This window comes from Sphingopyxis sp. P1IMeth2 (assembly GCF_900185685.1).
GTDB lineage: Bacteria > Pseudomonadota > Alphaproteobacteria > Sphingomonadales > Sphingomonadaceae > Sphingopyxis > Sphingopyxis terrae_A.
Genome location: NZ_FYAT01000014.1, coordinates 311789 through 336820 on the forward strand (window position 1 = coordinate 311789; position 25032 = coordinate 336820).

Sequence of the window (25032 nt, forward strand, 5' to 3'; positions counted from 1 at the left end):
TCATGGATTTTTCGCGTCTCGAAACCAGCAGCAAGATCGGCGACGGCTGGCGTTATCCGGCGGCGGAGCCGCGGCGCAGCGGCTGGCTGGACGTCGATGCCGAGGCGGGGCACCGCATCTATTGGGAGGAATATGGCGCCGCGGGCGGCGAGCCGGTGATGGTTCTTCACGGCGGGCCGGGCGGCGCCTGCTCGCCCGAGATGGCGCGTTTTTTCGATCCGGCGCGCTATCGCATCATCCTGTTCGACCAGCGCGGCTGCGGCAAGAGCGAGCCCAATGTCGCCGCCGCTGGCCCCGCCGCGGCGCTGCGCCACAATGATACGCCGCACCTGATCGACGACATCAACCGGCTGCGCGATGCGCTGGACATCGCAGGGCCGATGCATGTGTTCGGGGGCAGCTGGGGCAGCACGCTGGCGATGGCCTATGCCATCGCCTTTCCGCAGCATTGCGCCAGCCTGATCCTGCGCGGCATCTTTCTGGGATCGGCCGAGGATCTTGACTATCTGTATCAGGGCAATGCTGCGACCTGGCACGAGGCGCCCTATGCGCTGACCGCGCCCGGCGCCTATATCAACTATCCTGACGAATGGGCCGAACTGCTCGGCGTGCTGTCGGTCGCCGAACGTCGCGATGTGATGGCGTCGTACAAGGCGATCTTCGACATGGTGCCGCAGACCGACGCCGAACGCGAGCGGCAGCTGCATGCCGCGCTCGTCTGGTCGCTGTGGGAAGGGAAGATTTCCAACCTGATTCCCGAACATGGCGCGACCGGCAAGTTCGGCGACGCCGACTTCGCGCTATGCTTTGCGCAGATCGAGGCGCATTTCTTTGCAAACGACCTGTTTCTGGAGCCCGGTCATCTGATCGGCGGCGCGTCTACGCTCGCGTCCATCCCCGTGCACATCGTCCACGGCCGTTTCGATGAGGTGTGTCCGCTGACGCAGGCGTCGCGGCTGGTCGCGGCGCTGCGCGACGCGGGGCGCGAGCCCGCCACTTACGTCGTCACCAATGCGGGACACAGCGCGATGGAGCGCGAAAATGCGCTCGCGCTGACCGCGATCATGGACGGATTGCCGCCGCTGCGCTGAATTATGTCGACAGCAGCGCGAGGATCACGCCGCCGACAACCAGCAGCAGCCCCAGCGTCTCGTGCCAGCGGACGGGCTCGCGCAGATAGAAATGCGCAAAGGCGATGGTGAACACCACCTCGACTTGCCCGACGACGCGGACCAGTGCCGCGGGGGCGGCGGCGAAGCCGGTGTACCAGCACGCCGATCCGAGCGCCGACAGCAGCCCGACCTGCGCCGAGGAGCGCCACGTCCGGCCGACCGCGGCGAGCGTGTCGCGGTCGCGCGCGATGATCCACGCAAGATGCAGCGCGCTTTGCATCGCCATCACCACGACGAGGGTGACGAGCGCCGATCCCACCGTATCGACGCCCTGCAGCTCGGTAGTGGCGAGCTTTATCGCGACCGCGGCGCAGGCGAACATCGACCCCGCGCCGAGCCCGAACAACGCCGCCGGCTGACCGAGCGAGCCCGCAATTTCGCGCAGCGTCAGCCCGCGTCCCGCAAGCGCGAGGATCAGTACCCCGGCGACCCCTGCAACGATACCCGCCCAGGCAAGCAGCGGCAGATGTTCGCCGAGGAACAATGCGGTGACGAGCGCCGCCTGCACCGCTTCGGTCTTGGAAAAGGCGGTGCCGACGACGAAGCCCCGGTGGCCGAAGGCGGTGATGAGCAGGATCGTCCCCGCCATCTGGGTCACCGCGCCGACCGCCGACAGACCGGCGAAGGCGAGGCCGAGCGGTGGCAGCGCCGCATGGCGCGCGCCGAGCCAGGCGGCCGCAAAGGCGAGCGCGAAGGGGAGGCCGTAGAGATAGCGGACCAGCCCCGCGCCGCTGATGCTCAGTTCGGCGCGCAGCCGCTGCTGCAGCGCAGTGCGCCACGCCTGAAAGAGCCCGCCGAACAGCGAGGCGGGAAGCCAGATGGGGTTCATGCGGCGGCGGCGTCAGGCAGGCTGATTATACATCTCCGTCGGTCCCGGATATTCGCGGCCGTCATCTTCGCCCACCTCGCGCGCGACCAGCGCGTTGACCATCTTGTTGAGCCGCAGCACATTCGCCTTCTGCTTGGGATCGTACGCCAGATTGACGATCTCGCCCGGGTCGGCGTGGGTGTCGTATAGCTCGAGATCGTTCATCGCGGCCAGCGTCTTCCAGTCGGTCGGCGTGTGATGATGCGCCGGCGCGAAATAGCGCGCGAATTTGTAGCGGCCATCGTGAACGCCGCGGTGCAGGCGGCGCTTCGACAGGTCATATTGCTTGCTGTAATCGGGCTCGCCGCTCGGCAGATTGGCGGCGCGGTCCTTGGTCGGCTCCCAATAATGGACGACCGCATAGTTGAAGAGGTGGCCCGTCCTGTCGCGCTGCGTTGGCAGCGTCGGCGATCCGAGCAGCGCCGACACGTCGACGCCGGGCAGGCCGGGGAAACGGTTCTGCTGTTGGTCGGCGGACAAGCCGGCGAGCGTCATCAGCGTCGGAGCGATGTCGATCGCGCCCATCAGCCCCTTGGTCGACCGCCCACCGGGGAAATCGGGGTGGGCGATGATCATCGGGATATTGGTTTCTTCGCGGTACATGGTCGCGCCCTTCTGGCGCATCCCGTGCGCGGCGGCGCGCTCGCCATGGTCGCTGGTGTAGATGATGATCGTATTGTCGATCTGGCCGCTTTCCTTGAGCGCCCAGAGCAACTGGCCGAGCCGACGATCGACGTCGCGCAGGCAGTTATAGTAATAATTGTTGAAGCGGTGCCACGAGGCGAGATCGTCGTGCGCCATCTTGCCGTAGAAGACGTCGTTCAGCCGTACGATCGCGCGATGCGCCTCGGGCTTCGTCGACAGATCGTCCTTGCTGAAGCTTTCGGGCAGGTCGAACTTGTTGTCGACCTCGTAGATCGGATCGCCGGGTTCGCGGCGCAGCGGCCCCAATATGTTCGGATCGGGGCGGCTTTCGGCCTGCTTGCCCGTCGCGTCATAGAACATGATGTCGTGCGGATTGACCAGACCGACGACCTGGAACCACGGCTTGCCGCCAGCCTTGTCGTTGCGCGCATAGTCGAAGATCGCGCGCGCCGCGTCGCCCGCGACATACATGTCGGCCTTGTAGCCATCCCATGTCAGCCCGACTTCCTCGCCGTCGAAGCCGTAATCGTGGAAGCCGTATTTCTCCATGGCATTTTCGGTCGTCGGATAGATGCCGCCCGGAATCCGCGTCCAGTTGCGTTCGTAATTGATCCGGCTGAGATGCCATTTGCCCTTGTAGCTGGTGTAATAGCCCGCCGCCTGCATCATGTGGCCGAGCGTCGGCATGGTTTCCGCCGCCACCGGATAGGGGGCGTTGTCGCTGTTGAGGAACAGGCCCGTCTGCTGCGTATGGTGCGCCTGAAAGATCGTCGAGCGCGACGGGGTGCAGGGGGTCGTGTGCACATGATAATTTTCGACGAGCATCCCGCGTTCCATCAGTTCGCGGTGCGCGGGGAGCTTTTCGAGCAGGCCCTCGGGATAGCTGGCGACGCTCTGTTCCTGATCGGTGACGATCATCAGGACGTTGAGCTTCTTGCCGTTCTTCGCATAGGTCGGCATCGAGAGACCCGCGGCGGCGAGCGCCCCCATTCCCCCGACGAACGTGCGGCGGTTCACATCCCAAGCCATCTCAATCTCCCTTGGCCAGCAGTCCCGAAATGCGATCCGCGGCGCTTCGGCAAGGAAGCGCCGCGGACGGATTGCGTCAGAATTTGAACGACAGGTCCACCCCGAATTCACGCGGCGGCTGATAGAATTGCGAGATCGGGGTCGCGCCGGCGTTGGTGGCGCCCGAAATCACCTCCTGATCGGTCAGGTTGGTGCCGTAGAGCGTCACCTTCCATTTGTCGTCCTGTCCCGCGACCGCGATGCTGGCGTTGAGCAGCACCACCTCGTCCCGGTAATAGCCGGGAAGGTTGCTGCGGCCCCAGGTGTTGAAGCGCGACGAATAGCGCGCGTCGCTGTGCAGCTTGATCGCGCCGAACGACATCGGAATGGCATAATCGACCGACAGGCTGCCGCTCCATTTGGGTGCATTGGCGAGGTCGAGGCCGCTCGAATCGGTCGGGACGGCGAAGGTTCCGTTCGGCACCCCGTTGATCAGGATCGGGACCGCCGGCCCGCACTGGCCGGGTTCGGGTGCGCCGTTGGTGAAGACCCCGTTTGTGTCCGCGCAGAAATCGGTATAGCGCGCATGCAGATAGGCAAGGTTCGCGCCGATGGTGAAATTGGCGGCGGGGCGCAGCAGCGTTTCGACTTCGAAGCCCGATATTTTGGCGGCAGCGATGTTGGTCGTGATATTCTCCGCCCGTACCGCTCCCATCTTCGTCACCGAGCTTTGCAGATCGCGATACTTGTTGATGAAGCCCGACACGTTGAAGCGCAGCAACCGGTCGAACAAGTCGGTCTTGGCGCCGATTTCGAACGCGTTGACGCGTTCGGGGTTATAGGGACCGATATTCTCGGGGATCGTCCCGCGCGAGTTGAATCCGCCCGATTTATACCCTTGCGAATAGTTGGCGTAGACCATGGCGGCGGGCGAGAAGCGATATTCGGCGGTCAGGCGCGGCGTGAATTCGGCCCATGACGCCTTCAGGCTGCTCGTGAAGGACGAGGCCTGGTTGCCGTTGACGAACACCTGCGAGGCGATGTCATATTTCTTGCGGTCGTGGCTGTAGCGCCCGCCGAGCGACAGCGTCAGCCCCTCGACCGGATGGGCGTTGACGAGCGCGAACATCGCATAGCTCTGCGTGTCCTGATGAAGCTGCGCGAGCGTCGTCGTGGTCGGGGTGGCGAGCACCGTGTTGAACTGACGCCATTTGTCGGCCTGATAATAGAGGCCGACGACGAAATCGACGGGCTCGCCGGCCGGCGACACGTAGCGCAGCTCTGCGCTTTTGGATTCGCCCGAAAAGTCGCGGGTCACGTCGAGCTGCGGCGCCGGATTGATCAGCCCGTCGAAGTCGCCGCGGGTGATATAGGTGAGGTGACGATAGCCGAGAACCGAACTGATCGTGCCCCAGCCCACGTCGAGGTTCGACGACCAGGATCCGCCATAGCTTTCGGTGTTGGCATAGGGATCGAACAGCACCGCCGCCTTGCGCACGTCGGTCTTCACCGCGTCGGGCAGCAGATCCCAATTGGGATCGCCATTGTCGAGGACGTGCGGCGCCGGACCGGTCGTCTTTTGCTTCAGCCAGTCGACGATCAGCGTCGAATCGAACGGCCCGCCATGATCATAATTGAGCGCGCCGCGCACCGCCTTCACATTGGCGCCGTTAAGACGGTTGCCGGTGATGACGTTGCGGCTGTAGCCGTCATAGTCGCGGAAATTGACCGAGATTTTGGCGGCCAGCGCGCCATCGGCGAAGCGGCCGCTGTTGAGCTTGCCGCGGAACTGCTTGAGCCCGTAGGATCCCAGGCTGACGCGCGCTTCGCCCCCGAAATCGTCGGTCGGGCGCGCGGTGATGACGTTGATCGTGCCGGCAAGGTTGTTCTTGCCGAACAGCACGCCCTGCGGTCCCTTCAGCACCTCGATCCGTTCGACGTCGAACAGGTCGAGCATCGTGCTCGACACGAAGGGAATATAGACGCCGTCGATGATCGTGCTGACCTTGGGGTCGGCGTTGGGATCGGGATCGGCGGTGCTCATGCCGCGGATCGAGATCATCGGCACATTGGCGACGAGGCCCTGCGTCTGCAGCACCACATTGGGCGCGAGGCCGTTGAGGCTGGTGATATTGGTGCTGCCGCTCGCTTCGACCATCTCGGCATTGAAGGCCGAAATCGCGATCGGGACATTCTGCACGCTTTCGCTGCGGCGCTGTGCGGTGACGACGATGTCGCCATAGCTATTGTCTTCGGCGCCGGTGGCGACTTCTTCCGCCGCGGCGGTTTCGCCGGTCTGGGCATGCGCCGCCGTCGGTGTGGTGCCAACCGCGACCATGGCGGTCGAAAGCAGGAACAAGCGCGTCGTCATCATATCCTCCCACATGGTGGCCGCACCGATCCCGTTCCCGCGCGCGCCAGCGCGGCGGAAATGCGGGTTCGCATCCGGCCTTGTCAGTCCATGAAACGGGGTGATGCTGTGGCAGATTGCCCATTTTGCCGCCGGCGCCGGGCATCGTCTTGTGCCCGAATATCGTGCCGGTGGAGCGACTCTATCCTCCGTTCCCACCGCATGCTTAGCAGGATTGAAAAATACTTCAACTACTAAGTATTATGATTCTGTGACATGCGGCTGCCACGCAAAACCGCTTGATTTGACGTGCTCGCTCACCATATAAGTTAGAATCCTAAGTAAATGGCGGTAGTGAGGATCTACCCGGCGGGGAGCAAGGACAGGGTGACGTCTTTCGAAAATCCGGGCGCGGTGCGGGCGCCGCATCGATGACCGGCCCGCGCACGCTTTACGACAAGATATGGGACGCCCACGCCGTTGCCGAGGACGATGGTGAAACCCTGCTCTATGTCGATCTGCACCTGCTGCACGAAGTGACGTCGCCGCAGGCCTTCGCCGCGCTCGAGGAGGCGGGGCGGGGGGTCCGCCGGCCCGAGCGGGCGCTCGCGCTGTCGGATCATAATGTCCCGACCGAAGGACAGGCCGCCGGGCCCGCCGGAGTGGCCGATATCGAAGCGCGCGCGCAGCTCGAGGCGCTGGTCAGCAACACGGCGCGGCACGGCATCGAGAATTTCGCCATGGGCGACCCGCGCGGCGGCATCGTCCATGTCGTCGGCCCCGAACAGGGGCGCTCGCAGCCCGGCATGACGATCGTGTGCGGCGACAGCCACACGTCGACGCACGGCGCGTTCGGCGCGCTCGCCTTCGGCATCGGCACCTCTGAAGTCGAACATGTGCTGGCGACGCAGACGATTCGCCAGCGCCGTTCGCGCAACATGCGGATCACCGTCGACGGCGTGCTGCGTCCCCATGTCCAGGCAAAGGATCTGGCGCTGCATCTGCTCGCGGCGATTGGCGTCGACGGGGCGACGGGGCATGTCATCGAATATGCGGGCAGCGCGATCGGGGCGCTGTCGATGGAAGCGCGGATGACGCTGTGCAATCTCAGCATCGAAATGGGCGCGCGCGCCGGATTGATCGCGCCCGACGACACGACCTTCGCCTATCTCGCGGATCGGCCGGCGGTGCCGAAGGGCGATGCCTGGACCGCGGCACTGGCGCGCTGGCGCGCCTTGCCGACCGATGCCGGGGCCGTCTTCGACCGCGAATTGCGCATTGATGCCGACGCGGTCGGGCCGATGGTCAGTTGGGGCACCAATCCGTCGCAGGTGATTGCGATCGACGGCGTCATACCCGATCCGGCTTGCCTGGCCGATCCCGATGCGCGCGCGGTTGCCGAGCGCGCGCTCGCCTATATGGGCCTGACGCCGGGCCGCCCGATCGCCGGGACCCCGATCGATCGCGTTTTCATCGGAAGCTGTACCAACAGCCGCATCGAAGATCTGCGCGTCGTCGCGGCGGTGGTCGAGGGGCGCCGGGTCGCGGATCATGTGCGCGCCATGGTCGTGCCGGGGTCGGGGCTGGTCAAGCGACAGGCCGAGGCGGAAGGGATCGACCGCATCCTGCGCGCAGCGGGCTTCGACTGGCGCGAGCCCGGCTGTTCGATGTGCGTCGGGATGAACGCGGACCGCCTTTTGCCCGGCGAACGCTGCGCCGCGACGTCGAACCGCAATTTCGAGAATCGGCAGGGGCGCGGCGGCCGCACCCACCTGATGAGCCCCGCGCTCGCGGCGGCGAGCGCGATTGCCGGTTGCATCGCCGATCCGGCGATCCTGACCGATGAAGGAACGGGCTAGGCCGCCGTTTCGAAACGGGTGATCGCGGCCTCGTGCCGCAAGGTGCGCGCGATGTCGTCGCGTCCGTCCAGCAGCGTGCGGCGATCGTCGGGGTCGATGGCAAAATCGATGCCTTCACCCGACGCCAGGGTGAGGCGCTGCTCGACCAGGTCGACGGTCATCGGCGCGAATTGCGCGAGCGCGACCTCGTCGCGCAGCCGGTCGCAGATTGCGGCGGGCAGCCGGATCAGCAGCAGGCCGTTTTTGCGCGCATTGTTCGAAAAAATATCGCCGAAGCTCGGCGCGATCACGCAGCGGATACCGAAGTCGCGGAGCGCCCATACCGCATGTTCGCGCGACGAGCCGCAGCCGAAATTGCGGTCGGCGATCAATATCTGCGCGCCGCGGGTTGCGCCGCGGTTCAGGACGAAATCCTCACGCTCCAAGCCATCGGGCGTGTAGCGCAATTCCTGGAACAGATGCCGCCCCAGTCCGGTGCGTGACAGGGCCTTCATGAAGCGCGCCGGAATGACCATGTCGGTATCGACGTTGGCGATCGGCAGCGGCGCCGCCACGGCGGTCAGCCGGTCGAACATCCGATTATCCTTTCCATAACTTAGAAAGCTAAGTATATGGGTTGCCCCTCCCTGTCCAATGATATTGGTATATCGAAGCATATTGCCGGGCAAATCATAGGCCCCTAAGGTTCGGGAAAAGGGGAAGAGAATTGGCGAAGAAGACCCAGACGTTTCGGCATCCGGCCGAATATTACACCAATCCCGAAAACAGCATCGGCTATCTGGCGCGCATCGTCTTCCGCTCCTTTTCGCGGCTGCTCGAGCGCGGAACGCTGACCTATGATGTGTCGGCGGGGCAATGGCGGTTCCTGCGTCAGCTGTGGCGCGAGGACGGCATCACCCAGCGCGAACTGAGCGAGCGTGTCGGCATGCGCGAACCGACGACGGTGGTCGCGCTCAAGGGGCTTGAGAAGGCGGGCTTCATCACGCGCAAGAAGACGTCGGACGACCGGCGCAAGACCTTCATCCATCTGACCCCGCACGCGCGCAAGCTCGAGCTGATCCTCGCGCCGATGAATGCCGAGGTCCATGAAATCGCGACCCGCGGCATGACCGATGAAGAGGTTGAAACGCTGCAGGCGCTCATGCGCCGCGTGATCGAGAATCTGGCCGACGAAACCGCCAAGCTGTCGACGCTGTCCGACATCAAGGCCTGACCCCTTTCGCAACGGGCTTGCGGACGTCCGCGATAATAGGTTAGTATTCTAATCATTATTGCGGGGAGGGTAAATTGCCGAAAATTGCCGTTGTCGTCGGAAGCACGCGCGAAGGATCGTTCAACCGGGCGCTGGGCAGGCTCGCCATTCGCGCGCTCGAGGCGCAAGGGGCTGAGGTCACCGACGTGGATCTCGCCGGCTACGACCTGCCGCTCTATTCGGCCGCGATCGAATCCGGCGCCTTTCCCGCCGATGCCGAGCGGTTGAAGCGTGTCTTTGCGGCGCAGGACGGGCTATTATTCGTCTCGCCCGAATATAATGGCTCGGTGCCGCCGCTGCTCAAAAATGCGATCGACTGGGCGTCGCGGCCGACGGGCGACGAGGGGCTTGTCGCGCTCGTCGCCTATCGCGGCAAGGCGGCGGCGATCATGTCGGCCTCGGTCAGCCCGTTCGGCGGGTTGCGCGGCCTGATCCATCTGCGCCAGATCCTGTCGACGGTGCAGACGCTCGTGATTCCTGAACAGGTGCTGATCCCCAACGCGCATGCCGCTTTCGACGAGAGCGGCGCGTTGAAGGACGCGCTGCCCGCATCGCTGGTCGACATGACGGCGATGCGGCTCGCCAAGGTGGCGGCCGCGCTCGCCTCCTGACCCTAGGCCGGGCGGCGTTCCTTGTTGTCGCCCCAGTCGGCCTCGAGCGTCGCGAGCAAGGCGTCGAAGCGGTCGTGGCCAAGCCGATCGGCCAGCTGGTCGGCGAGCTGATCCATCGCGCGCTGCGCGTCCTGACGCATCCGGGCGCCCGTTTCGGTGAGCGAGACGATCATGTGCCGCCGGTCTTCGGGATCGGGCGCCAGTTCGACCATGCCCAGCTTGACCATCTGGTTGATCGTGCTGTGAATCGCCTGCCGCGAGACGCCCAGATTGCGCGCGATGTCCGACGGGCGCACGATACCGCTGACGATATTCGTCATCACCATCGATTGCGGGCGGCTGATGTCAGGCCAGCCGCGATCGTGCAGCCGTGCCTGCAGCCCTTCGTCGAGCCAGCAGAAGCGTTGGAAAAGAGCGATGATAAGCTGGTTGGTGCGCATGGAGTGACGCGATATTCCCCGTTTTCGGCGGCACGCCGATGGTGCGCACGCTAGAAGAAGCGCGGGGGCTAGGCAAGGCGCGGCTGAGCGTGTAAAGACAAAATGCTTAGTATACTATGTTTTTGGAATGAGCGAGGAAGAGGCGCCGCCGATGGACGGATTGATGCAGAATGTCCCGCTGACGGTCGACCGGATTTTCGACCATGCGGCGGCCTGGCACGGCGCGCGCGAAGTCGTGTCGCGCGACGCCGAAGGGCGCGTCACCCGATCGACCTATGCCGCAATCCACGCCGATGCGAAGCGGGTATCGAACGCGCTGGTGGCCGCCGGGATCAAGCCGGGCGACCGCGTTGCGACGATGGGGTGGAATGGCGCGCGGCACCTGGCCGCCTGGTATGGCGCGGCGGGGATGGGGGCGGTGCTTCACACGCTCAATCCGCGGCTGTTCATGGAGCAGATCGCCTATATCGCCAATCATGCCGCCGACCGGTTGCTGATCGCCGATCCGGCGGTGGCCGATCTGGTCGGCGAATTGCTGGCACAGGTGCCGTCGATCGAGCAGGTGATCTTTTTCTGCGATCGCGCTGCGCTGCCGCAAACACCCTATCCCGCGCTGGCGTTCGACGACTGGATCGCGGGCTATCCCGCCGAACATGACGGGGGCGGGTTCGACGAAAACAGCGCCTGCGGCCTGTGCTACACCAGCGGGACGACGGGCAATCCCAAGGGCGTGCTCTATTCGCACCGCTCCAACTATATCCACATGCTGATGACGCTGCAGCGCGATGCGCTGGCGTTGTCGGCGCGCGACACGGTGCTGCTCGTCGTGCCGATGTATCATGCCAATGCGTGGGGCGTCGTCTATTCGGCGCCCGCGGTCGGCGCGAAGCTGGTGCTGCCCGGACAGCGGATGGACGGCGAATCCATCTATAATCTGATCGAGGAGGAGGGCGTGACCTATTCGGCCGCGGTGCCGACGGTGTGGCAGATGCTGCTCCAATATTTGCAGGAAAATGGCAAGCGCTTCACGACGCTGGAACGCGTCACGATCGGCGGGTCGGCGTGCCCCGAATCGCTGATCCGCACCTTCCGCGACGATTATGGCGTCGATGTCATCCAGGGGTGGGGGATGACCGAAACGTCCCCGCTCGGCACGGTGTCGGTCCCTAATGCCTCGGTCGCGGCGAAGGGGGACGACGCGCAGATGGCGTATAAGCTCAAGCAGGGGCGGTTGCTGTGCGGGCTGGAGATGAAGCTGGTCGATGATGCCGGCCACCGCCTGCCGCACGATGGCAAGACGCCGGGGCGGCTGATGATCAAGGGGCCGACGATCGCGCGCGGCTATTTCGGCGGGGAAGGCGGCGATGTGCTCGACGATGAGGGCTTTTTCGATACCGGCGATGTCAGCACGATCGACGGCGAAGGCTATATGCAGATTACCGACCGCGCCAAGGATGTCGTCAAATCGGGCGGCGAGTGGATCAGTTCGATCGAGATAGAGAATATCGCGACCGGCCATCCCGCGGTCGCCATCGCCGCGGTCGTCGGCATCGCGCATCCCAAATGGGACGAACGGCCGATCCTGCTATGCGAGCTCAAGCCGGGCGTGCACGCGGGGGCCGACGAAATCCGCGCCTATCTGGACGGCAAGATCGCCAGATGGTGGATGCCCGACGACATAGTGTTCGTCGACGCCATCCCGCTCGGCCCCACGGGCAAGATCGACAAGAAGGCGATCCGCGCCGGGCTGGAGGGGTATGAACTGCCCTTCGAGGTGAGCCGTTAATATGTTTCCCACGCTCGTCATCCCGGACTTGATCCGGGATCCATTCTCTCGACGCTGGTTAAATGGATCCCTGATCAAGTCCGGGATGACGATTATGAGATATAACAGGCAGGAGAGAGACTGATGGACCCGAACGGGATTGCAGGACTGGACGCACAATTCATCGGCCGCACGTCGCCGACCGCGCCGCGGATTCAGGCGGGCGGCCATCCCTGTCAGGGCATATATTGGACCGAGGCGGGCAAGCGGCCCAAGGTCGCGATCATCGCCACCCATTATAATGTCGATTTTTCCGAACATTATATCGCGCCCTATTTTGCCCGCGCCGGTTTTGGCTTTCTCGGCTGGAATACGCGCTATCGCGGGTTCGAGGACCAATTCCTGCTCGAACATGCCATCCTCGACATCGGGGTCGGAATGAAGTGGCTGAAAGAAGAGGCCGGGGTCGAACAGATCGTGATCCTCGGCAATTCGGGCGGCGGCTCGCTGATGGGCGCCTATCAGGCCGAAGCGATCGCGCCGACCTTGACCGACCGGCTGCCGTCAATCGGTCAGGATGCGCTGGCGCAGCTCATCAAGGGCAATCTCTATATCAGCTTCAACGCCCACCAGGGACGTCCCGAAGTGCTGACCGACTGGATGGACGCGTCGGTGATCGACGAAAATGATCCGACGCTGACCGATCCCGAGCTCGACCCGTTCAATCCCGACAATGGCCCGCCCTATTCGGACGCTTTCATCGAAAAATATCGCGCCGGCCAGCGCGCGCGCAACCAGCGCATCACCGATTGGGCAAAGGCCGAACTCGCGCGGCTCAATGCGGCCGGAATCCCCGACCGTATCTTTCCGATGTTCCGCTGCTGGGGCGACATCCGCTGCGTCGATCCGGCGATCGACCCGTCGGACCGCAAGCCCAACTGGTGCTATCGCGGCGACCCGGCAATCGCCAACCGCACCCCCAGCATCGGCCGCGCCAATACGATCAAGACCTGGCTCAACATGTGGAGCCTCGAAACATCGCCGTGCCAGGGGCAGCCGCACCTCGCCAAGCACGACACCCCCGCGCTGGTGGTGCAGGGGCTCGCCGACACCGGCGTCTTCCCCAGCGATGCGCGCAAGATCTTCGACTTCCTCGGCACCGCGGACAAAAGGCTCGAACTGATCCCCGGCGCGCATTATTTCGAGGATTCGATCGAAGAACGGCAAAATGCCGCCGATCTGGTCAGCAGCTGGATCCGGGAGAAGCTGTAAGTGGACACGGCGACCGCCGACATCATTGCGGGATTGCGCGCGGCCGGGCTGGCGGGCGAGGGCGAGGTCGTCCTCGAGCCATTGACCGGCGGCGTGTCCTGCGACGTGTGGCGGGTCGACGGCCCGGCGGGGCCGATCGTGGTCAAGCGGCCGCTCGAGCAATTGCGTGTCGCCGCCGATTGGCACGCACCGGTCGAACGCGGCGCGAGCGAGGTGCGCTGGCTGCGCCGGGCGCGCGGCGTCGATCCGCATCTAGTGCCCGAGGTGCTGGCCGAATTGCCCGGCCACGGCTTCGCGATGCGCTTCCTGCCGGATTGTCCGGTGTGGAAGGATGAATTGATCGCGGGCCGTGTCGATCCGGGGTTCGCGGCGGCTGTCGGTCGCGGCATCGTGGCGGTCCACGCCGCGACCGCGAACAGCGCCGCCGACCGCGACGCCTTTCCGACCGATGCGATGTTCCGCGCGCTGCGCGTCGATCCCTTTCTGCTGTTCGTTGCGCAAAAGGATGCGGAGTGCGCGCCGGCGCTCTACGCGCTCGCCGACGACCTCTCGTCGCGCAAGGTGGCGCTCGTTCACGGCGACGTCAGCCCCAAGAATATTCTCGTCGGTGCAGACGGGCCGGTGTTCCTTGACGCCGAATGTGCAGTCTATGGCGACCCGGCCTTCGACCTTGCCTTTTGCACCACGCATCTGCTGCTGAAGGCGGTGTGGCTGGGGAACGAACGGCTCGGCGAGGCCGCGGCGGCGCTGGTCGAGACCTATCGCGCCGGCATCGATTGGGAAGACGCCGACGCGCTGGCGCTGCGCGCCGGCAAACTGACCGCCGCGTTGCTGCTCGCGCGGGTCGAGGGCAAATCGCCCGCGCCCTATCTGACCGACCGCCATCACAAACAAATCGTGCGCGATCAGGCGCGTGCGTTGCTGCTCGCGCCGACGCCCATCGATGCGCTCGTCGCAAACTGGAAAAGGACCAAGGAATGACGTCGCCTATCGCTTCGGTTGCCGGCCGCCAGCTTTGGGATTCGCGTGGCCGCCCCACGGTCGAGGCGGAAGTTATCCTCGAATCGGGCGCGGTTGGCCGCGCCATTGCGCCCGCCGGTGCCTCGCGCGGCGCGCATGAGGCGATCGACCTGCGCGACGGCGGCCCGGCCTTCGGCGGCTATGGCGTCAATGGCGCGGTCGCCGGGATCGGGGCCGAGATCGCGCCCGCGCTGATCGGCATGGATGCGGGCGACCAGGCGGCGGTCGACAAGGCGCTGTGCGATCTCGACGGCACCCCGAACAAGGCGCGGCTGGGGGCGAACGCCGTCGTTGCGGTGTCGATGGCGGTGCTGCACGCGGCGGCCGCCGACGCGCGGCTGCCGCTGTGGCGCTACCTCGCCGGGGACCGCAAAGTCCGCATCCCGCTGCCCGAGATCCAGATTTTCGGCGGCGGCGCCCACGCCGGGCGGCGCACCGACGTGCAGGATTTCATGATCATGTGCCCCGCGGCGGGCAGCTTTCGTCGCGCACTCGAAATCACCGACGATGTGTATCGCGCCGCGGGCAAGTTGATGGAAGCCAAGGGGCCGCTGTCGGGGGTCGCCGACGAAGGCGGCTGGTGGCCGAATTTCGCCTCGAACGAGGATGCGCTGGGCACGCTGACCAAGGCGATCGAGGCCAGCGGGCACCGCGCGGGCGAAGACGTCTTCATCTCGCTCGACATTGCGGCGAACGAACTCGGCGATGCCTCGGGCTACAGCTTCGCGCTCGACGAGGGGCGATTGACGAGCGAGGACATGGCGGCGCGCATTATCGAATGGGCGGGACGCTATCCGATCCTGTCGATCGAAGACCCGGCGGGGCAGGATGACTGGACCGCGATGGCGGCGGTCACCGCAGCTATCGGCGACCGGGTGCAAATCATCGGCGACGATGTGCTCGTCACCAATGCGGCGCGCGTCGAGCGCGCGGGCGATGCAGCGGTGTGCAATGCGGCGCTAATCAAGGTGAACCAGATCGGCACCGTCACCGAAGCGAAGGCCGCGCTCGATGCCGCGGTCGCGCGCGGCTGGGGCGCGATCGTCTCGGCACGCTCGGGCGAGAGCGAGGATGTCACGATCGCGCATCTGGCCACCGGCTGGGACGCGGGGCAATTGAAGGTCGGCAGCTTTACCCGCTCCGAACGGATGGCGAAGTGGAACGAGATGCTGCGGATCGAGGAAGCGATGGGCGCCGAGGCCGAATTTGCCGGCTTCTCGGCCTTTGCGGGGTCGATCGGGCGGGTCGCGGCATGATCGTTCTCCACGCCCGCCCAAGCCCCGGCTTCCGCGCGGCGGTCGATGCCATCTTCGGCGCGGGCGTCGTGACGCATGTCGACGAAGCCGCACCGCTCGACGCGGTGGCTGGCGAGATCACCGCGCTGCTCCATGTGCTGACCCCCGTAACGGCCGACTTCATCGCTTCGGCGCCCAGGCTCAAGCTGATCCAGAAGCTCGGCGTGGGCGTGAACACGATCGCGCTCGACGCGGCGCGCGAGCATGGTGTCGCGGTGTGCAACATGCCGGGCACCAACAGCCAGGCGGTCGCCGAAATGGCGCTGTCGCTGATGATGGCCGTGCTGCGCCGCACCTGCTTCTTCGACGCGCGGACCCGCGCCGGTGAAGGCTGGACCGCCGATCCGTCCGAACTCGATTCGGTGGGCGAGGTCGGCGGGCGCACCGTGGGGCTCGTCGGGTTCGGCAATTCGGCGCAACTGCTCGCGCCGGTGCTCGCCGCGCTGGGGGCGCGGGTGGTCTATACGGCGCGGCGCGAGCGCGACGGGCCTTATGAATTTCTGCCGCTTGGCCAGTTGCTCGCGGAGAGCGATATCGTCTCGCTGCACATGCCGCTGACCGAAGAGACGCGCGCCAGCATCGACCCGTTCGCGATGAAGCAGGGCGCGATACTGGTGAACACCGCGCGCGGCGAACTGGTCGACGAGGATCGGCTGGTCGCGGCGCTGACCGCGGACCATCTGCGCGGCGCGGGGCTCGACGTGTTTGCGGAGGAGCCGTTGCCGCGCGGGAATCCGCTGCTCGGCCTGCCCAATGCGGTGCTCGCGCCGCATGTCGCATGGCTTACGCCCGAGACGCTCGTGCGCAGCCTGACGGTGGCGCATGAGAATTGCCGTCGGCTGGGGGCGGGCGAAGCGCTGCTGCATCAGGTGGTATGAAACATTTCGTCATTGCGAGCGGAGCGAAGCAATCCAGTGCGGTTTACGCCTGCTCTGGATTGCCGCGTCGCCTTCGGTTCCTCGGAATGACGACGCTTTAGGATTGACCCCATGACGCTTCCGATCGTCCTCATCACCGGCCAGCTTTTGACCGAAGCCGTGTGGCAACCGCTCCTTGACGCCTGGACCGACCGCGAGGTCATCGTCGCCGATAACCGCAGCGACGATACGATCGCGGGCTTCGCGCAGCGGCTGCTCGACAATGCGCCGCCGAAATTCGCGCTGGTCGCACACGCCATGGGCGGCTTCATCGCCTTCGAGGTGATGCGCCGGGCGCCCGGGCGGGTTGCGAAGCTGGCGCTGATCTCGACGCTCGCCTCCGCCGATGGTCCAGCGCAGACGGCGCGGCGGCAGGGCTATATCGACCTCGTGACAAGCGGCCGGTTCGATCAGGTCGTCGAGGAGCGCATCCCGATCCTGTTTCCGGAAGAAAAGCGCGGCGACGCGCGCCTGCTCGGCATCGCGCGGCAGATGGCGGCGGATACCGGCGCCGACACTTTCCTCGCGCAGCAGCGCGCGATCATGGCGCGCATCGACAGCCGCCCGCGCCTGGGCGAGATTGCGGTGCCGACCCTGCTGATCTGGGGCGACAAGGACGGCATCACCAGCCGCGCGCAGCATGACGAGATATTGGACGCGATTCCGGGCGCGCGGCTGGAGGTGATCGCGGGGGCAGGGCATCTGCCGATGGTCGAGGCACCGGAGTTGGTGGTGCCGTTGTTGGCGGATTTCATCGACGCATAACGGTCGTCATTGCGAGCGAAGCGAAGCAATCTCCAGCCATCGGTCTCGCACAAGGCCGGTAGCTGGAGATTGCTTCGTCGCTCCGCTCCTCGCAATGACGATGGGATAGGCTATTTCAACTCCGCCCGTACCAGCGCCGCCCCGTCGACCATCGCCTTTAGCTTGGCCTGGCTATGGTCGCGGCTGTGATATTTCATCCCGCAATCAGGCGCGATCCACAGCCGTTCGGCGTCAACATAGCGCAGCGCCTCGCGGATGCGGCCCGCGACGATTTCGGGCGTTTCCACATCGGGCGTCGACAGGTCGAGCACCCCGTACATGATCGTCTTGGTCGGCAGTTCGGCGAGGATCGCGGGGTCGAGCCCCGGCTGCGCCGCCTCGATCGAAATCACGTCGATCGCCGACGCTTCGAGTTCGGCGAGGAAGTCATAGGCCTTCGGCTTCGGCCCCGTCGCCCCCGCGCTGTGGTGCACCATCGCATAGCCGAAGCAGATATGCAGCGCGGTCGTGCCGCCGACGCCATCGAGCGCGCGGTTGATCGCCTCGATCGCATAGGCGTTCGCCTCGGCGGCGCGCGCCTGCAGATAGGGTTCGTCGAGTTGGACGACATCGACGCCGGTGGCGAACAGATCCTTCACCTCGGCATTGACCGCATCGGCATAATCCATCGCGAGCGATCTGAGGTCGGGATAATAGGCGTTCTCGGCCTGCTGGGTCATGGTGAAGGGGCCGGGCAGGGTCAGCTTGACCGGCTTGGTCGAATGGCGACGGAGAAAGGCGGCGTCCTGCGCCTCGATCGGCGCCACGCGGCGGATCGGGCCCGAGACGAGCGGCACCGGATTGGCGTTGCCGGTGCGGTCGATCGCGGTGCCATGCTGTTCGGTGTCGATCCCCGACAGCGCGGTCGCGAGCCGGTTCGAATAGCTTTCGCGGCGCATCTCGCCGTCGCCGACGATGTCGATGCCCAGCTCTTCCTGATCGCGGATCGCCATCAAGGTCGCGGCTTCCTGCGCATCCGCCAGCCAGGGTTCGGGGATGCGCCACAAAGTCTCGGCACGCACGCGTGGCGGCAGGCTGGCCTTCAATCGTTCGCGGTCGATCAGCCAATCGGGTTGGGGGTAGCTTCCGACGATCGTTGTCGGCAGGATGGGGTGATCGAACAAGGCGGATCCTCTCGCTTTTTTGCTGGCCAAGTATTTGCTTAGTATTCTATCTAATTCAAGATCAAAGTGACGATGGGAGAGCGAAATGATCGATCTGGAGGCCATTCGGACGCTGGCCGATATTCCGGCGGCGCAGGCGCGCGCGCGTGGGCAGGCGGTCGCGGTCAAATATGGAGATCGCGAAACGAGTTTTGCCGCGCTTGATGCGCAGTCGAACCGGGTCGCGAACGCGCTGCTGGCGTCGGGGGTGGGGCCTGGCGACCGGGTGTCGGTGCTGACCAAGAACCACGACGCCTGGTATCCGCTCTTCTTCGGCACCGCGCGTGCGCGCGCCTGCTTGGCGCCGATCAACTGCCGCCTCGCCGCGGGCGAGATCGGTTTCATTTTGGGCGACGCGGCGCCGAAGCTGCTCTTCGTGGGCGAGGATTTCTTCGACACCGCGCTGGCCGCGGTCGCCGGGTTTGCCGAAAAGCCGCGGTTGGTGGCGCTTTATGGCGCGCACCCCGACTTCGAAAGCTTCGACGCCTGGCTCGGCGATGCGGCCGCGACCCCGCCCACCGACGCGCCGCAACTCGCCGACGATGTGTTGCAGCTCTATACGAGCGGCACCACCGGGCGGCCCAAGGGCGTCGTGCTCGCCAACAAGAATTACCGCCGCTTCCTCGAAATGGCGACCGAGGTCGATGGCTTCGCCTATGGCGAGGACGAAACGGTGATGATCGTGATGCCGCTGTTCCACGTCGCCGGCACCAATGTCAGCTTTTCGGGGCTGGCGCAGGGCGGGCGGCTGGTGCTGGTCAAGGATTTCGTCGCGGACGATGCGGTGCGGATGCTGACGGAGGAACGCGTTGCGCACGCCTTCCTCGCGCCCGCGATGATCCAGATGATGCTGCAACAGCCCGCCGCAGCGACAGGCGACTATTCGGCGTTGCGGTCGATCGCTTATGGCGCCTCGCCAATCGCGGAGGATGTGCTGCGCCGCGCGCGCGCGACCTTCGGCTGCGATTTCGTGCAATTCTACGGCATGACCGAAAGCTCGGGCGGCGGCTCCTACCTTTCGCCCGCCGCGCACGACCTGCCCGGCAAACTCACCTCATGCGGTCAGCCCTGGCCGCAGACCGAGATGGCGATCCTTGATGGCGAGGGGCGGCCGCTCGGTGACGGCGAGATCGGCGAGATCGCGATCCGCGGCGACATCGTGATGAAGGAATATTGGAACCGCGCCGAGGCGACCGCCGAAACCGTGATCGGCGGCTGGCTGCACACCGGCGATGTCGGCTATCGTGACGCCGACGGTTTCTACTTCGTCCACGACCGGATCAAGGACATGATCGTGTCGGGCGGCGAGAATGTCTATCCGGCCGAGGTCGAAAGCGCGATCATGGGCTGCCCTGGTGTCACCGATGTCGCGGTCATCGGCGTGCCCGACGACAAATGGGGCGAGGCGGTCAAGGCGCTGGTCGTCCCCGCGCCCGGCGCCACGGTCGATCCCGCCGATGTCATCGCATGGGCGCGCGAGCGCATCGCTGCCTACAAGGCGCCGAAGAGCGTCGAGACGATCGACGCGCTGCCGCGCAATCCCTCGGGCAAGGTGCTGCGCCGCGAACTTCGCGCGCCCTATTGGGAAGGCCGCGACCGAGCCGTGGGCTAGGGGCGGGGCACTGCCTTAGGCATTTCGCCTCACAATATCTCGTGGATCACATGGCGCACGCCGAAGTCGGTGCGCTCGCCGACTCCGACGGCGAGCAGACCGTTGAGCCAGTCGTATCGGGGACTCGCGGTCTCGAACACGGGCGCGATTCGCAGATAATAGCGCGCAGGATCGACATGGGGCGCGGCAGGGTCGGCGAAGGCGGTGCGGACGTCGTCGGGAATCAGGCTGCGCCCCGTATAGCTGAGGTAGATGAGCGCGCCGTCGTCGGTCTGCCACACCGCGCGCGCATCAAAGGTGCCGACCGACGCCGCTTCGCCCAGCCGCCCGCCGCGCGACCAATTGCCGCCACCCGGCAGAACGATGCCGTTGATTCGCGGTCCGAAAAATCGTCCGCCGGTGATATAGCCGAGCCGCTGGTCGCCGAAAGGCGACGCGCCGATCCCGATCAGGCCGCCGCCGACCTCGAACTCCACGGTGCACAAGGGGCGGCTCGCAAGCGCGCTCTGGCGATTTTCGTCGGTCATAATGGGAATCCTCTCTTGAAACTCTGGACAAGCATAAAACCATTAGTATACTAAGGGTCAATCAGATTGACGGATCGGACGGAGAAACCGGTACCGTTGCACTAGGCTTTATGGGAGGGTGAAGATGAAGGCTCGACATTCGAATCTGCTCGCTGGCGTCGCGACGCTTGCGATGCTGGCTACCGCCGCGCCGGCGATGGCGCAGACTGCCGACGATGGCGCCGATACGTCCGCGGAAGCAAGCGTCAGCGGCAATGAAATCATCGTGACGGCGCAAAAGCGCGCCCAGAACATCCAGGATGTTCCGATCTCGATGGAGGTCGTCAGCGGCCAGCGGCTCGACGATTTCAACTCGAACGACATCAAGGCGGTGATGAATTACACGCCGAACGTCTTCGTCCAGTCGACCGCGGGCAATGACGTGATCTACATTCGCGGCTTCGGCTCGCCGCCGGCGAACTTCGCGTTCGACCAGTCGGTCTCGCTCTATGTCGACGGCGTCTACGCCGGCCGGTCGCGTCAGGCGCAGGCACCCTTCTTCGACCTCGCGCGCGTCGAGGTGCTGCGCGGTCCGCAGGGCGCCCTTTTCGGCAAGAACACCGCGGCCGGCGCGGTCAGCGTCGTGTCGGCGGGGCCGACCGACCAGTTCGAAGGCAAGCTGACCGCCAATTATAACTTCGATTTCAAGGGCACCGACTTTTCGGGCTATCTGTCGGGGCCGCTGACCGACACGCTGAGCGCGCGCCTCGCGATGAAGGTGCTCAACCAGCAGGGCTATATCCGCAACCTCGCGACCGACCATGACGATCCGGAGATCAAGCAGCAGCTTCTCCGCCTGACGATGAAATGGGAACCGTCGGCCAATTTCGATTACACCGCGAAGGTCGAATATGCGAACCGCGATGTCGTGGGCGGCATTACCGTGTCGAGCCCGCTGACCAGCGCGCAGGATCCGCACCTTACCCGCTATCTCGACAAGTCGGCGCTCGGCGATGAAGGGACCAAGACCAAATCGGTCATGATATCGGGCACCGGCAACATCGCGATAGGCGACTATACGCTGACGTCGGTGACCGGTTACAGCTGGTTCAACGCCAATATCGTCAACGGCTTCGATCAGACGATTCCGGGCGGCGGCGGCGCGTTTACCAACAATTCGGTATACAACAGCTTCCCCGAACGCTTCGAGCAATTCTCCCAGGAAATTCGCCTGTTGTCGCCGACCGGCCGCACCTTCGATTTCATCGTCGGCGCTTATTACGACCATGGCAAATACCGGCTCGACCAGCTGCAGGGCTTCAATATCGCCAACCTGTTCGGTTCGCCCTATTTCGGCCGCATCGACAGCCGCTTCAACCAGACGTCGGACAGCTGGTCGGTCTTCGGACAGGGTACGCTGAACCTGGCCGACACCTTCCGCGTGATCGGCAGCCTGCGCTACAGCCACACGAGCAAGGACGCCGATTTCGCCTCGCGGCTGGTCTATGGCCCGTTTGCGATCCGTCCGATCTCCAGCGCGGTCGGTTCGCTCAGCGAAGGCAATGTCGATCCGTCGGTGACGGTGCAGTTCGACGTCGCACCGCGCATCATGCTCTACGCGACCTATGGCCGCGGGTCGAAGTCGGGCGGCTTTGTGTCGAATACCCTCGGCACCACGAATGCGACCTTCGCATTCAAGCCCGAGCGCTCGACCAACTATGAAGCGGGCGTCAAATCGACGCTGTTCGACGGCAAGGTCGTCGCCAACGTCTCGATCTATGACACCCAGTTCAAGAATCTGCAGGTTTCGGTCTATCAGCCGGCAAGCTCCAGCTATCTGACCGGCAACGCCGCGAGCGCGACGTCGAAGGGCATCGAAGGATCGCTTGCGCTCTATCTGTCGCCCAACCTCGATATCACCGCATCGGGTGCGTATCAGGACATCAAATACGACGATTATCCGGGGGCTGCCTGCCTTGCGTCGCAGCCGAGTACCTGCACGCCGGCGACTAACAATCTCGCCGGCTATCGTCTCGCCTATACCTCGAAATGGACCGGCAATGTCTCGGCGCACGGCCGCGTGCCGCTGGGCGACGATCTGAAGCTCGACATTACGGGCGTCGCCGCGGGCCGCTCGAAATATTTCGACTCGGACAATCAGAGCCCGATTTTCGGCATCCAGAAAGGCTATGTGAAGCTCGACCTGCGCGTGCAGCTTTCGGATGCGGACGAGCGCTGGTTCCTGGCCTTCGTCGGCAAGAATCTGACCAACGAGCTGACGACGGGCAGCGCGTTCAACCTGCCGGCGCCGATCACCGCGGTTCCGCGCGCGATTCTCTATCTCGAACCGCCGCGCAACCTGTCGATCGAAGCCGGCTTCAAATTCTAGCAGTCCCGCTAGCTGGCAGTCCCACTAGAATGCCGACCGACGCGACCGCTATCGACGCTTTCCTTGACCGGGAAGCGGCGGTGGCGGTCGTGACCGCTTATGCCACCGAGCTCGATGCGCGCGACTGGGGCGCGTATCGAGCGCTGTTCGCCGACCGGATCGCGATCGACTATGGCGCGATCGGGTCGATCGTCGCGACGATCGATGCCGATGAATGGACGCGCCGCTGCCGCGCGCTCGAGGGTTTCGACGCTACCGCGCACCGGCTGCACAATGTGCGCGCCGAGATCGAGGGCGATCGCGCCGTGGTGACGGGAATCGTCGATGCGGCGCACTTCATTACCGTCGATGGCGCCGCGCTGATGGGCGACCTTGTCGGTCATTACACCCACCATCTGATTCGCGACGGGCGATGGCGGATCGCAGGTGTCACGCTCACCGTTGCGGGCTACCCGGCGGGGAAGCCTGCCTTCGACGCCGCATTTGCCGCCGCCCGCGCCCGTTTTGCCGAAAGAGGAATTGCATGATCGAGGTTTATTTCACCCCCACGCCCAACGGGCACAAGGTTTCGATCATGCTTGAAGAGACGGGCTTGCCGCACCGCCTGCTCAAGATGGATGTGCTCGCGGGCGATCATCTCACCCCCGACTTTCGGCGCATCAACCCCAACGGACGCCTGCCCGCGATCGTCGACCATGAACCGATCGGCGGCGGGGCGCCGCTGCCTGTCTTCGAAAGCGGCGCGATCCTGCTTTATCTTGCCGAAAAGAGCGGCAAGTTCCTGCCCGGAAATCCGCGCCGTCGCAGCCAGGCGCAGCAATGGCTGATGTGGCAGATGGCCAGCTTCGGGCCGATGCAGGGGCAGGCGCATCATTTCATCCGCTACGCACCCGAAGGCCAGACCTACCCGACCGAGCGCTACCGGAACGAGACAGTTCGCCTGCTGCACGTTCTGAACGGACGCCTGTCCGAGGCAGACTATCTGGCCGAGGAATATAGCATCGCCGACATGGCGGCCTGGCCCTGGGCGCGCGCGGTGCAGCTGATCGGGCTGACGCTCGACGATTATCCTGCCGTTGCCGACTGGTTCGCGCGCGTGGGCGAGCGGCCGGCGGTGATTGCCGGAACCGACGTCAAGAATGCCGCCAACCTTGCGAGCGCGCGGCCCGTGCTGACCGAGGAGCAATGGTCGAACCTGTTCGGCAAGAATATGCTCGCCGCGCCGACGCGCTGACCTCCTGCGCCATTGCGAAGAGCGAAGCGACGCGGCTTCGCCCGCAATGACGAGCGTGGATCAGACGGTATCGGCATGACCCCACTGATATTCGATCTTTCCGGCGAGCCGCCGCACCGCGAGCCAGTCGCCCCCGGCCAAACCGTCATCCTCGATCAGCGCGATGACGCCGCCGGCGATATCCCTGGGTTCGCAGGCTTCATTATTGGCCAGCACTTGCTCCATCCACTCCGATTTGCCGCCCGCGCCCGTGGTGTCGAGGATCGGTGTATCGACAAGGCCCGGCAGCATCCCCGCGACGCGGACGTTGCATTCGGCCTTCAGCGGCGCGCAGCAGCGGGTGAACATCATCACCGCCGCTTTGGTCGTCGCATACATCGTATCGTAAAATCCGGTGCCGAGCGCGACGGTCGACACGGTGTTGACGATCACCCCGCCGCCGCGGCGGCGCATCGCCTGCACGGCGATCTGCGTCGCGGCGATCAGCGAGGTCACATTGACGTCGATGATCCAGCGGATGCGCGCCGCGTCGACGTCGGGAAATTGCGGCAGTCCCGATACGACCCCGGCATTGTTGTGGAGAATGTCGACGTCGCCATGCGCCGCGAACCAGGCTTCGGTCGCGGCGATGTCGGACAGGTCGAGGCGGTGGACCGTCGCTCGCGCGCCCGCCGCCTCGACGCGACCCGCCGTTTCGCGCAGGTCGATTTCGTTGACGTCGACAAGTGCGATCGCGGCGGCGCCGCGCTCGGCAAGCGCGACGGCGGTGGCGCGGCCGATGCCGCTCGCGGCGCCGGTAACGATGGCGGTTTTACCCTTGATATCCATTGCTCTCTCCCGTTCGATGTCG

Annotated in this window: 22 protein-coding genes; 14 read left to right on the forward strand and 8 right to left on the reverse strand. The window is 65.0% G+C overall.

What is annotated here, in order from left to right:
• Positions 1-2 precede the first annotated feature (2 nt).
• Positions 3-1091 carry an alpha/beta fold hydrolase gene (locus P1IM2_RS15000; protein ID WP_186402943.1) on the forward strand — a complete coding sequence of 363 codons (1089 nt, stop codon included), beginning with the start codon at positions 3-5 and terminating at the stop codon, positions 1089-1091.
• Between the two features lies 1 nt (position 1092).
• On the opposite strand, the gene P1IM2_RS15005 is transcribed toward P1IM2_RS15000, so the two are convergent.
• The 3 genes from P1IM2_RS15005 to P1IM2_RS15015 all read right to left on the reverse strand — a co-directional run bounded on the left by P1IM2_RS15005 (position 1093) and on the right by P1IM2_RS15015 (position 6064).
• Entirely contained in the window at positions 1093-2001 is a 909-nt protein-coding gene (locus P1IM2_RS15005) for an EamA family transporter (protein WP_186402944.1), read from the reverse strand.
• A gap of 12 nt (positions 2002-2013) precedes the next feature.
• Positions 2014-3714, reverse strand: coding sequence for a sulfatase-like hydrolase/transferase (locus P1IM2_RS15010; RefSeq protein WP_186402945.1), 1701 nt, complete (start codon positions 3712-3714; stop codon positions 2014-2016).
• 76 nt (positions 3715-3790) lie between these two features.
• Complete coding sequence (locus P1IM2_RS15015) at positions 3791-6064, reverse strand: TonB-dependent receptor (RefSeq protein ID WP_186402946.1); 2274 nt, start codon at positions 6062-6064, stop codon at positions 3791-3793.
• A 410-nt stretch (positions 6065-6474) separates the two neighbouring features.
• On the opposite strand from P1IM2_RS15015, the gene leuC reads away from it, so the two are divergent.
• Entirely contained in the window at positions 6475-7902 is a 1428-nt protein-coding gene (gene leuC, locus P1IM2_RS15020; protein WP_186402947.1) for a 3-isopropylmalate dehydratase large subunit, read from the forward strand.
• Here the strand turns inward: leuC and leuD are convergent.
• Positions 7899-8477 carry a 3-isopropylmalate dehydratase small subunit gene (gene leuD / locus P1IM2_RS15025; RefSeq protein ID WP_186402948.1) on the reverse strand — a complete coding sequence of 193 codons (579 nt, stop codon included), beginning with the start codon at positions 8475-8477 and terminating at the stop codon, positions 7899-7901. The two genes, leuC and leuD, sit on opposite strands and share 4 nt — an antisense overlap.
• A 131-nt stretch (positions 8478-8608) precedes the next feature.
• Here leuD and P1IM2_RS15030 point away from each other — a divergent pair, with 131 nt between their 5' ends.
• Together P1IM2_RS15030 and P1IM2_RS15035 are read left to right on the forward strand one after the other, a co-directional pair.
• Complete coding sequence (locus P1IM2_RS15030; RefSeq protein WP_003049460.1) at positions 8609-9115, forward strand: MarR family winged helix-turn-helix transcriptional regulator; 507 nt, start codon at positions 8609-8611, stop codon at positions 9113-9115.
• 74 nt (positions 9116-9189) lie between these two features.
• The gene (locus tag P1IM2_RS15035; protein WP_186402949.1) at positions 9190-9765 is read left to right on the forward strand and encodes an NADPH-dependent FMN reductase; all 576 of its coding nucleotides are present in this window, start codon (positions 9190-9192) and stop codon (positions 9763-9765) included.
• A 2-nt stretch (positions 9766-9767) separates the two neighbouring features.
• Here P1IM2_RS15035 and P1IM2_RS15040 read toward each other — a convergent pair whose 3' ends face one another.
• Positions 9768-10205 (reverse strand): MarR family winged helix-turn-helix transcriptional regulator, encoded by a 438-nt coding sequence (locus P1IM2_RS15040; protein ID WP_186402950.1) that lies wholly within the window; start codon positions 10203-10205, stop codon positions 9768-9770.
• Positions 10206-10332: 127 nt separating this feature from the next.
• On the opposite strand from P1IM2_RS15040, the gene P1IM2_RS15045 reads away from it, so the two are divergent.
• From P1IM2_RS15045 to P1IM2_RS15070, 6 genes are all read left to right on the forward strand, one after another.
• Positions 10333-11991 carry a long-chain-fatty-acid--CoA ligase gene (locus P1IM2_RS15045; RefSeq protein ID WP_234178514.1) on the forward strand — a complete coding sequence of 553 codons (1659 nt, stop codon included), beginning with the start codon at positions 10333-10335 and terminating at the stop codon, positions 11989-11991.
• Positions 11992-12114: 123 nt separating this feature from the next.
• Positions 12115-13242 (forward strand): alpha/beta hydrolase, encoded by a 1128-nt coding sequence (locus P1IM2_RS15050; RefSeq protein WP_062901848.1) that lies wholly within the window; start codon positions 12115-12117, stop codon positions 13240-13242.
• Positions 13243-14223, forward strand: a complete 981-nt coding sequence (locus tag P1IM2_RS15055; protein ID WP_062901849.1) for a phosphotransferase family protein — start codon at positions 13243-13245, stop codon at positions 14221-14223.
• The gene (gene eno, locus P1IM2_RS15060) at positions 14220-15518 is read left to right on the forward strand and encodes a phosphopyruvate hydratase (RefSeq protein ID WP_186402951.1); all 1299 of its coding nucleotides are present in this window, start codon (positions 14220-14222) and stop codon (positions 15516-15518) included. The genes P1IM2_RS15055 and eno overlap by 4 nt, the downstream gene beginning before the upstream one ends.
• Positions 15515-16435, forward strand: a complete 921-nt coding sequence (locus P1IM2_RS15065) for an NAD(P)-dependent oxidoreductase (protein WP_062901851.1) — start codon at positions 15515-15517, stop codon at positions 16433-16435. Before eno ends, P1IM2_RS15065 begins: the two co-directional genes overlap by 4 nt.
• A 111-nt stretch (positions 16436-16546) precedes the next feature.
• Positions 16547-17239 (forward strand): alpha/beta fold hydrolase, encoded by a 693-nt coding sequence (locus P1IM2_RS15070; RefSeq protein ID WP_186402952.1) that lies wholly within the window; start codon positions 16547-16549, stop codon positions 17237-17239.
• A 110-nt stretch (positions 17240-17349) separates the two neighbouring features.
• On the opposite strand, the gene P1IM2_RS15075 is transcribed toward P1IM2_RS15070, so the two are convergent.
• Entirely contained in the window at positions 17350-18507 is a 1158-nt protein-coding gene (locus P1IM2_RS15075) for a 5-methyltetrahydropteroyltriglutamate--homocysteine methyltransferase (protein ID WP_409574542.1), read from the reverse strand.
• Here P1IM2_RS15075 and P1IM2_RS15080 point away from each other — a divergent pair.
• The gene (locus P1IM2_RS15080) at positions 18488-20053 is read left to right on the forward strand and encodes a long-chain-fatty-acid--CoA ligase (RefSeq protein ID WP_186402954.1); all 1566 of its coding nucleotides are present in this window, start codon (positions 18488-18490) and stop codon (positions 20051-20053) included. The two genes, P1IM2_RS15075 and P1IM2_RS15080, sit on opposite strands and share 20 nt — an antisense overlap.
• Positions 20054-20082: 29 nt before the next feature.
• Here the strand turns inward: P1IM2_RS15080 and P1IM2_RS15085 are convergent, their stop codons facing one another.
• On the reverse strand, positions 20083-20580 hold the full coding sequence (locus P1IM2_RS15085; RefSeq protein WP_186402955.1) for a DUF3237 domain-containing protein: 498 nt from the start codon (positions 20578-20580) through the stop codon (positions 20083-20085).
• A gap of 124 nt (positions 20581-20704) precedes the next feature.
• On the opposite strand from P1IM2_RS15085, the gene P1IM2_RS15090 reads away from it, so the two are divergent.
• Genes P1IM2_RS15090 through P1IM2_RS15100 form a run of 3 tightly spaced genes read left to right on the forward strand, consistent with a single transcriptional unit; the run spans position 20705 to position 24182 of the window.
• Positions 20705-22948 carry a TonB-dependent receptor gene (locus tag P1IM2_RS15090; protein WP_186402956.1) on the forward strand — a complete coding sequence of 748 codons (2244 nt, stop codon included), beginning with the start codon at positions 20705-20707 and terminating at the stop codon, positions 22946-22948.
• 29 nt (positions 22949-22977) lie between these two features.
• Positions 22978-23475, forward strand: a complete 498-nt coding sequence (locus tag P1IM2_RS15095; protein ID WP_186402957.1) for a nuclear transport factor 2 family protein — start codon at positions 22978-22980, stop codon at positions 23473-23475.
• Complete coding sequence (locus P1IM2_RS15100) at positions 23472-24182, forward strand: glutathione S-transferase N-terminal domain-containing protein (RefSeq protein ID WP_186402958.1); 711 nt, start codon at positions 23472-23474, stop codon at positions 24180-24182. The genes P1IM2_RS15095 and P1IM2_RS15100 overlap by 4 nt, the downstream gene beginning before the upstream one ends.
• Positions 24183-24242: 60 nt before the next feature.
• On the opposite strand, the gene P1IM2_RS15105 is transcribed toward P1IM2_RS15100, so the two are convergent.
• Complete coding sequence (locus P1IM2_RS15105) at positions 24243-25010, reverse strand: SDR family NAD(P)-dependent oxidoreductase (RefSeq protein ID WP_062901858.1); 768 nt, start codon at positions 25008-25010, stop codon at positions 24243-24245.
• Positions 25011-25032: the final 22 nt, after the last annotated feature.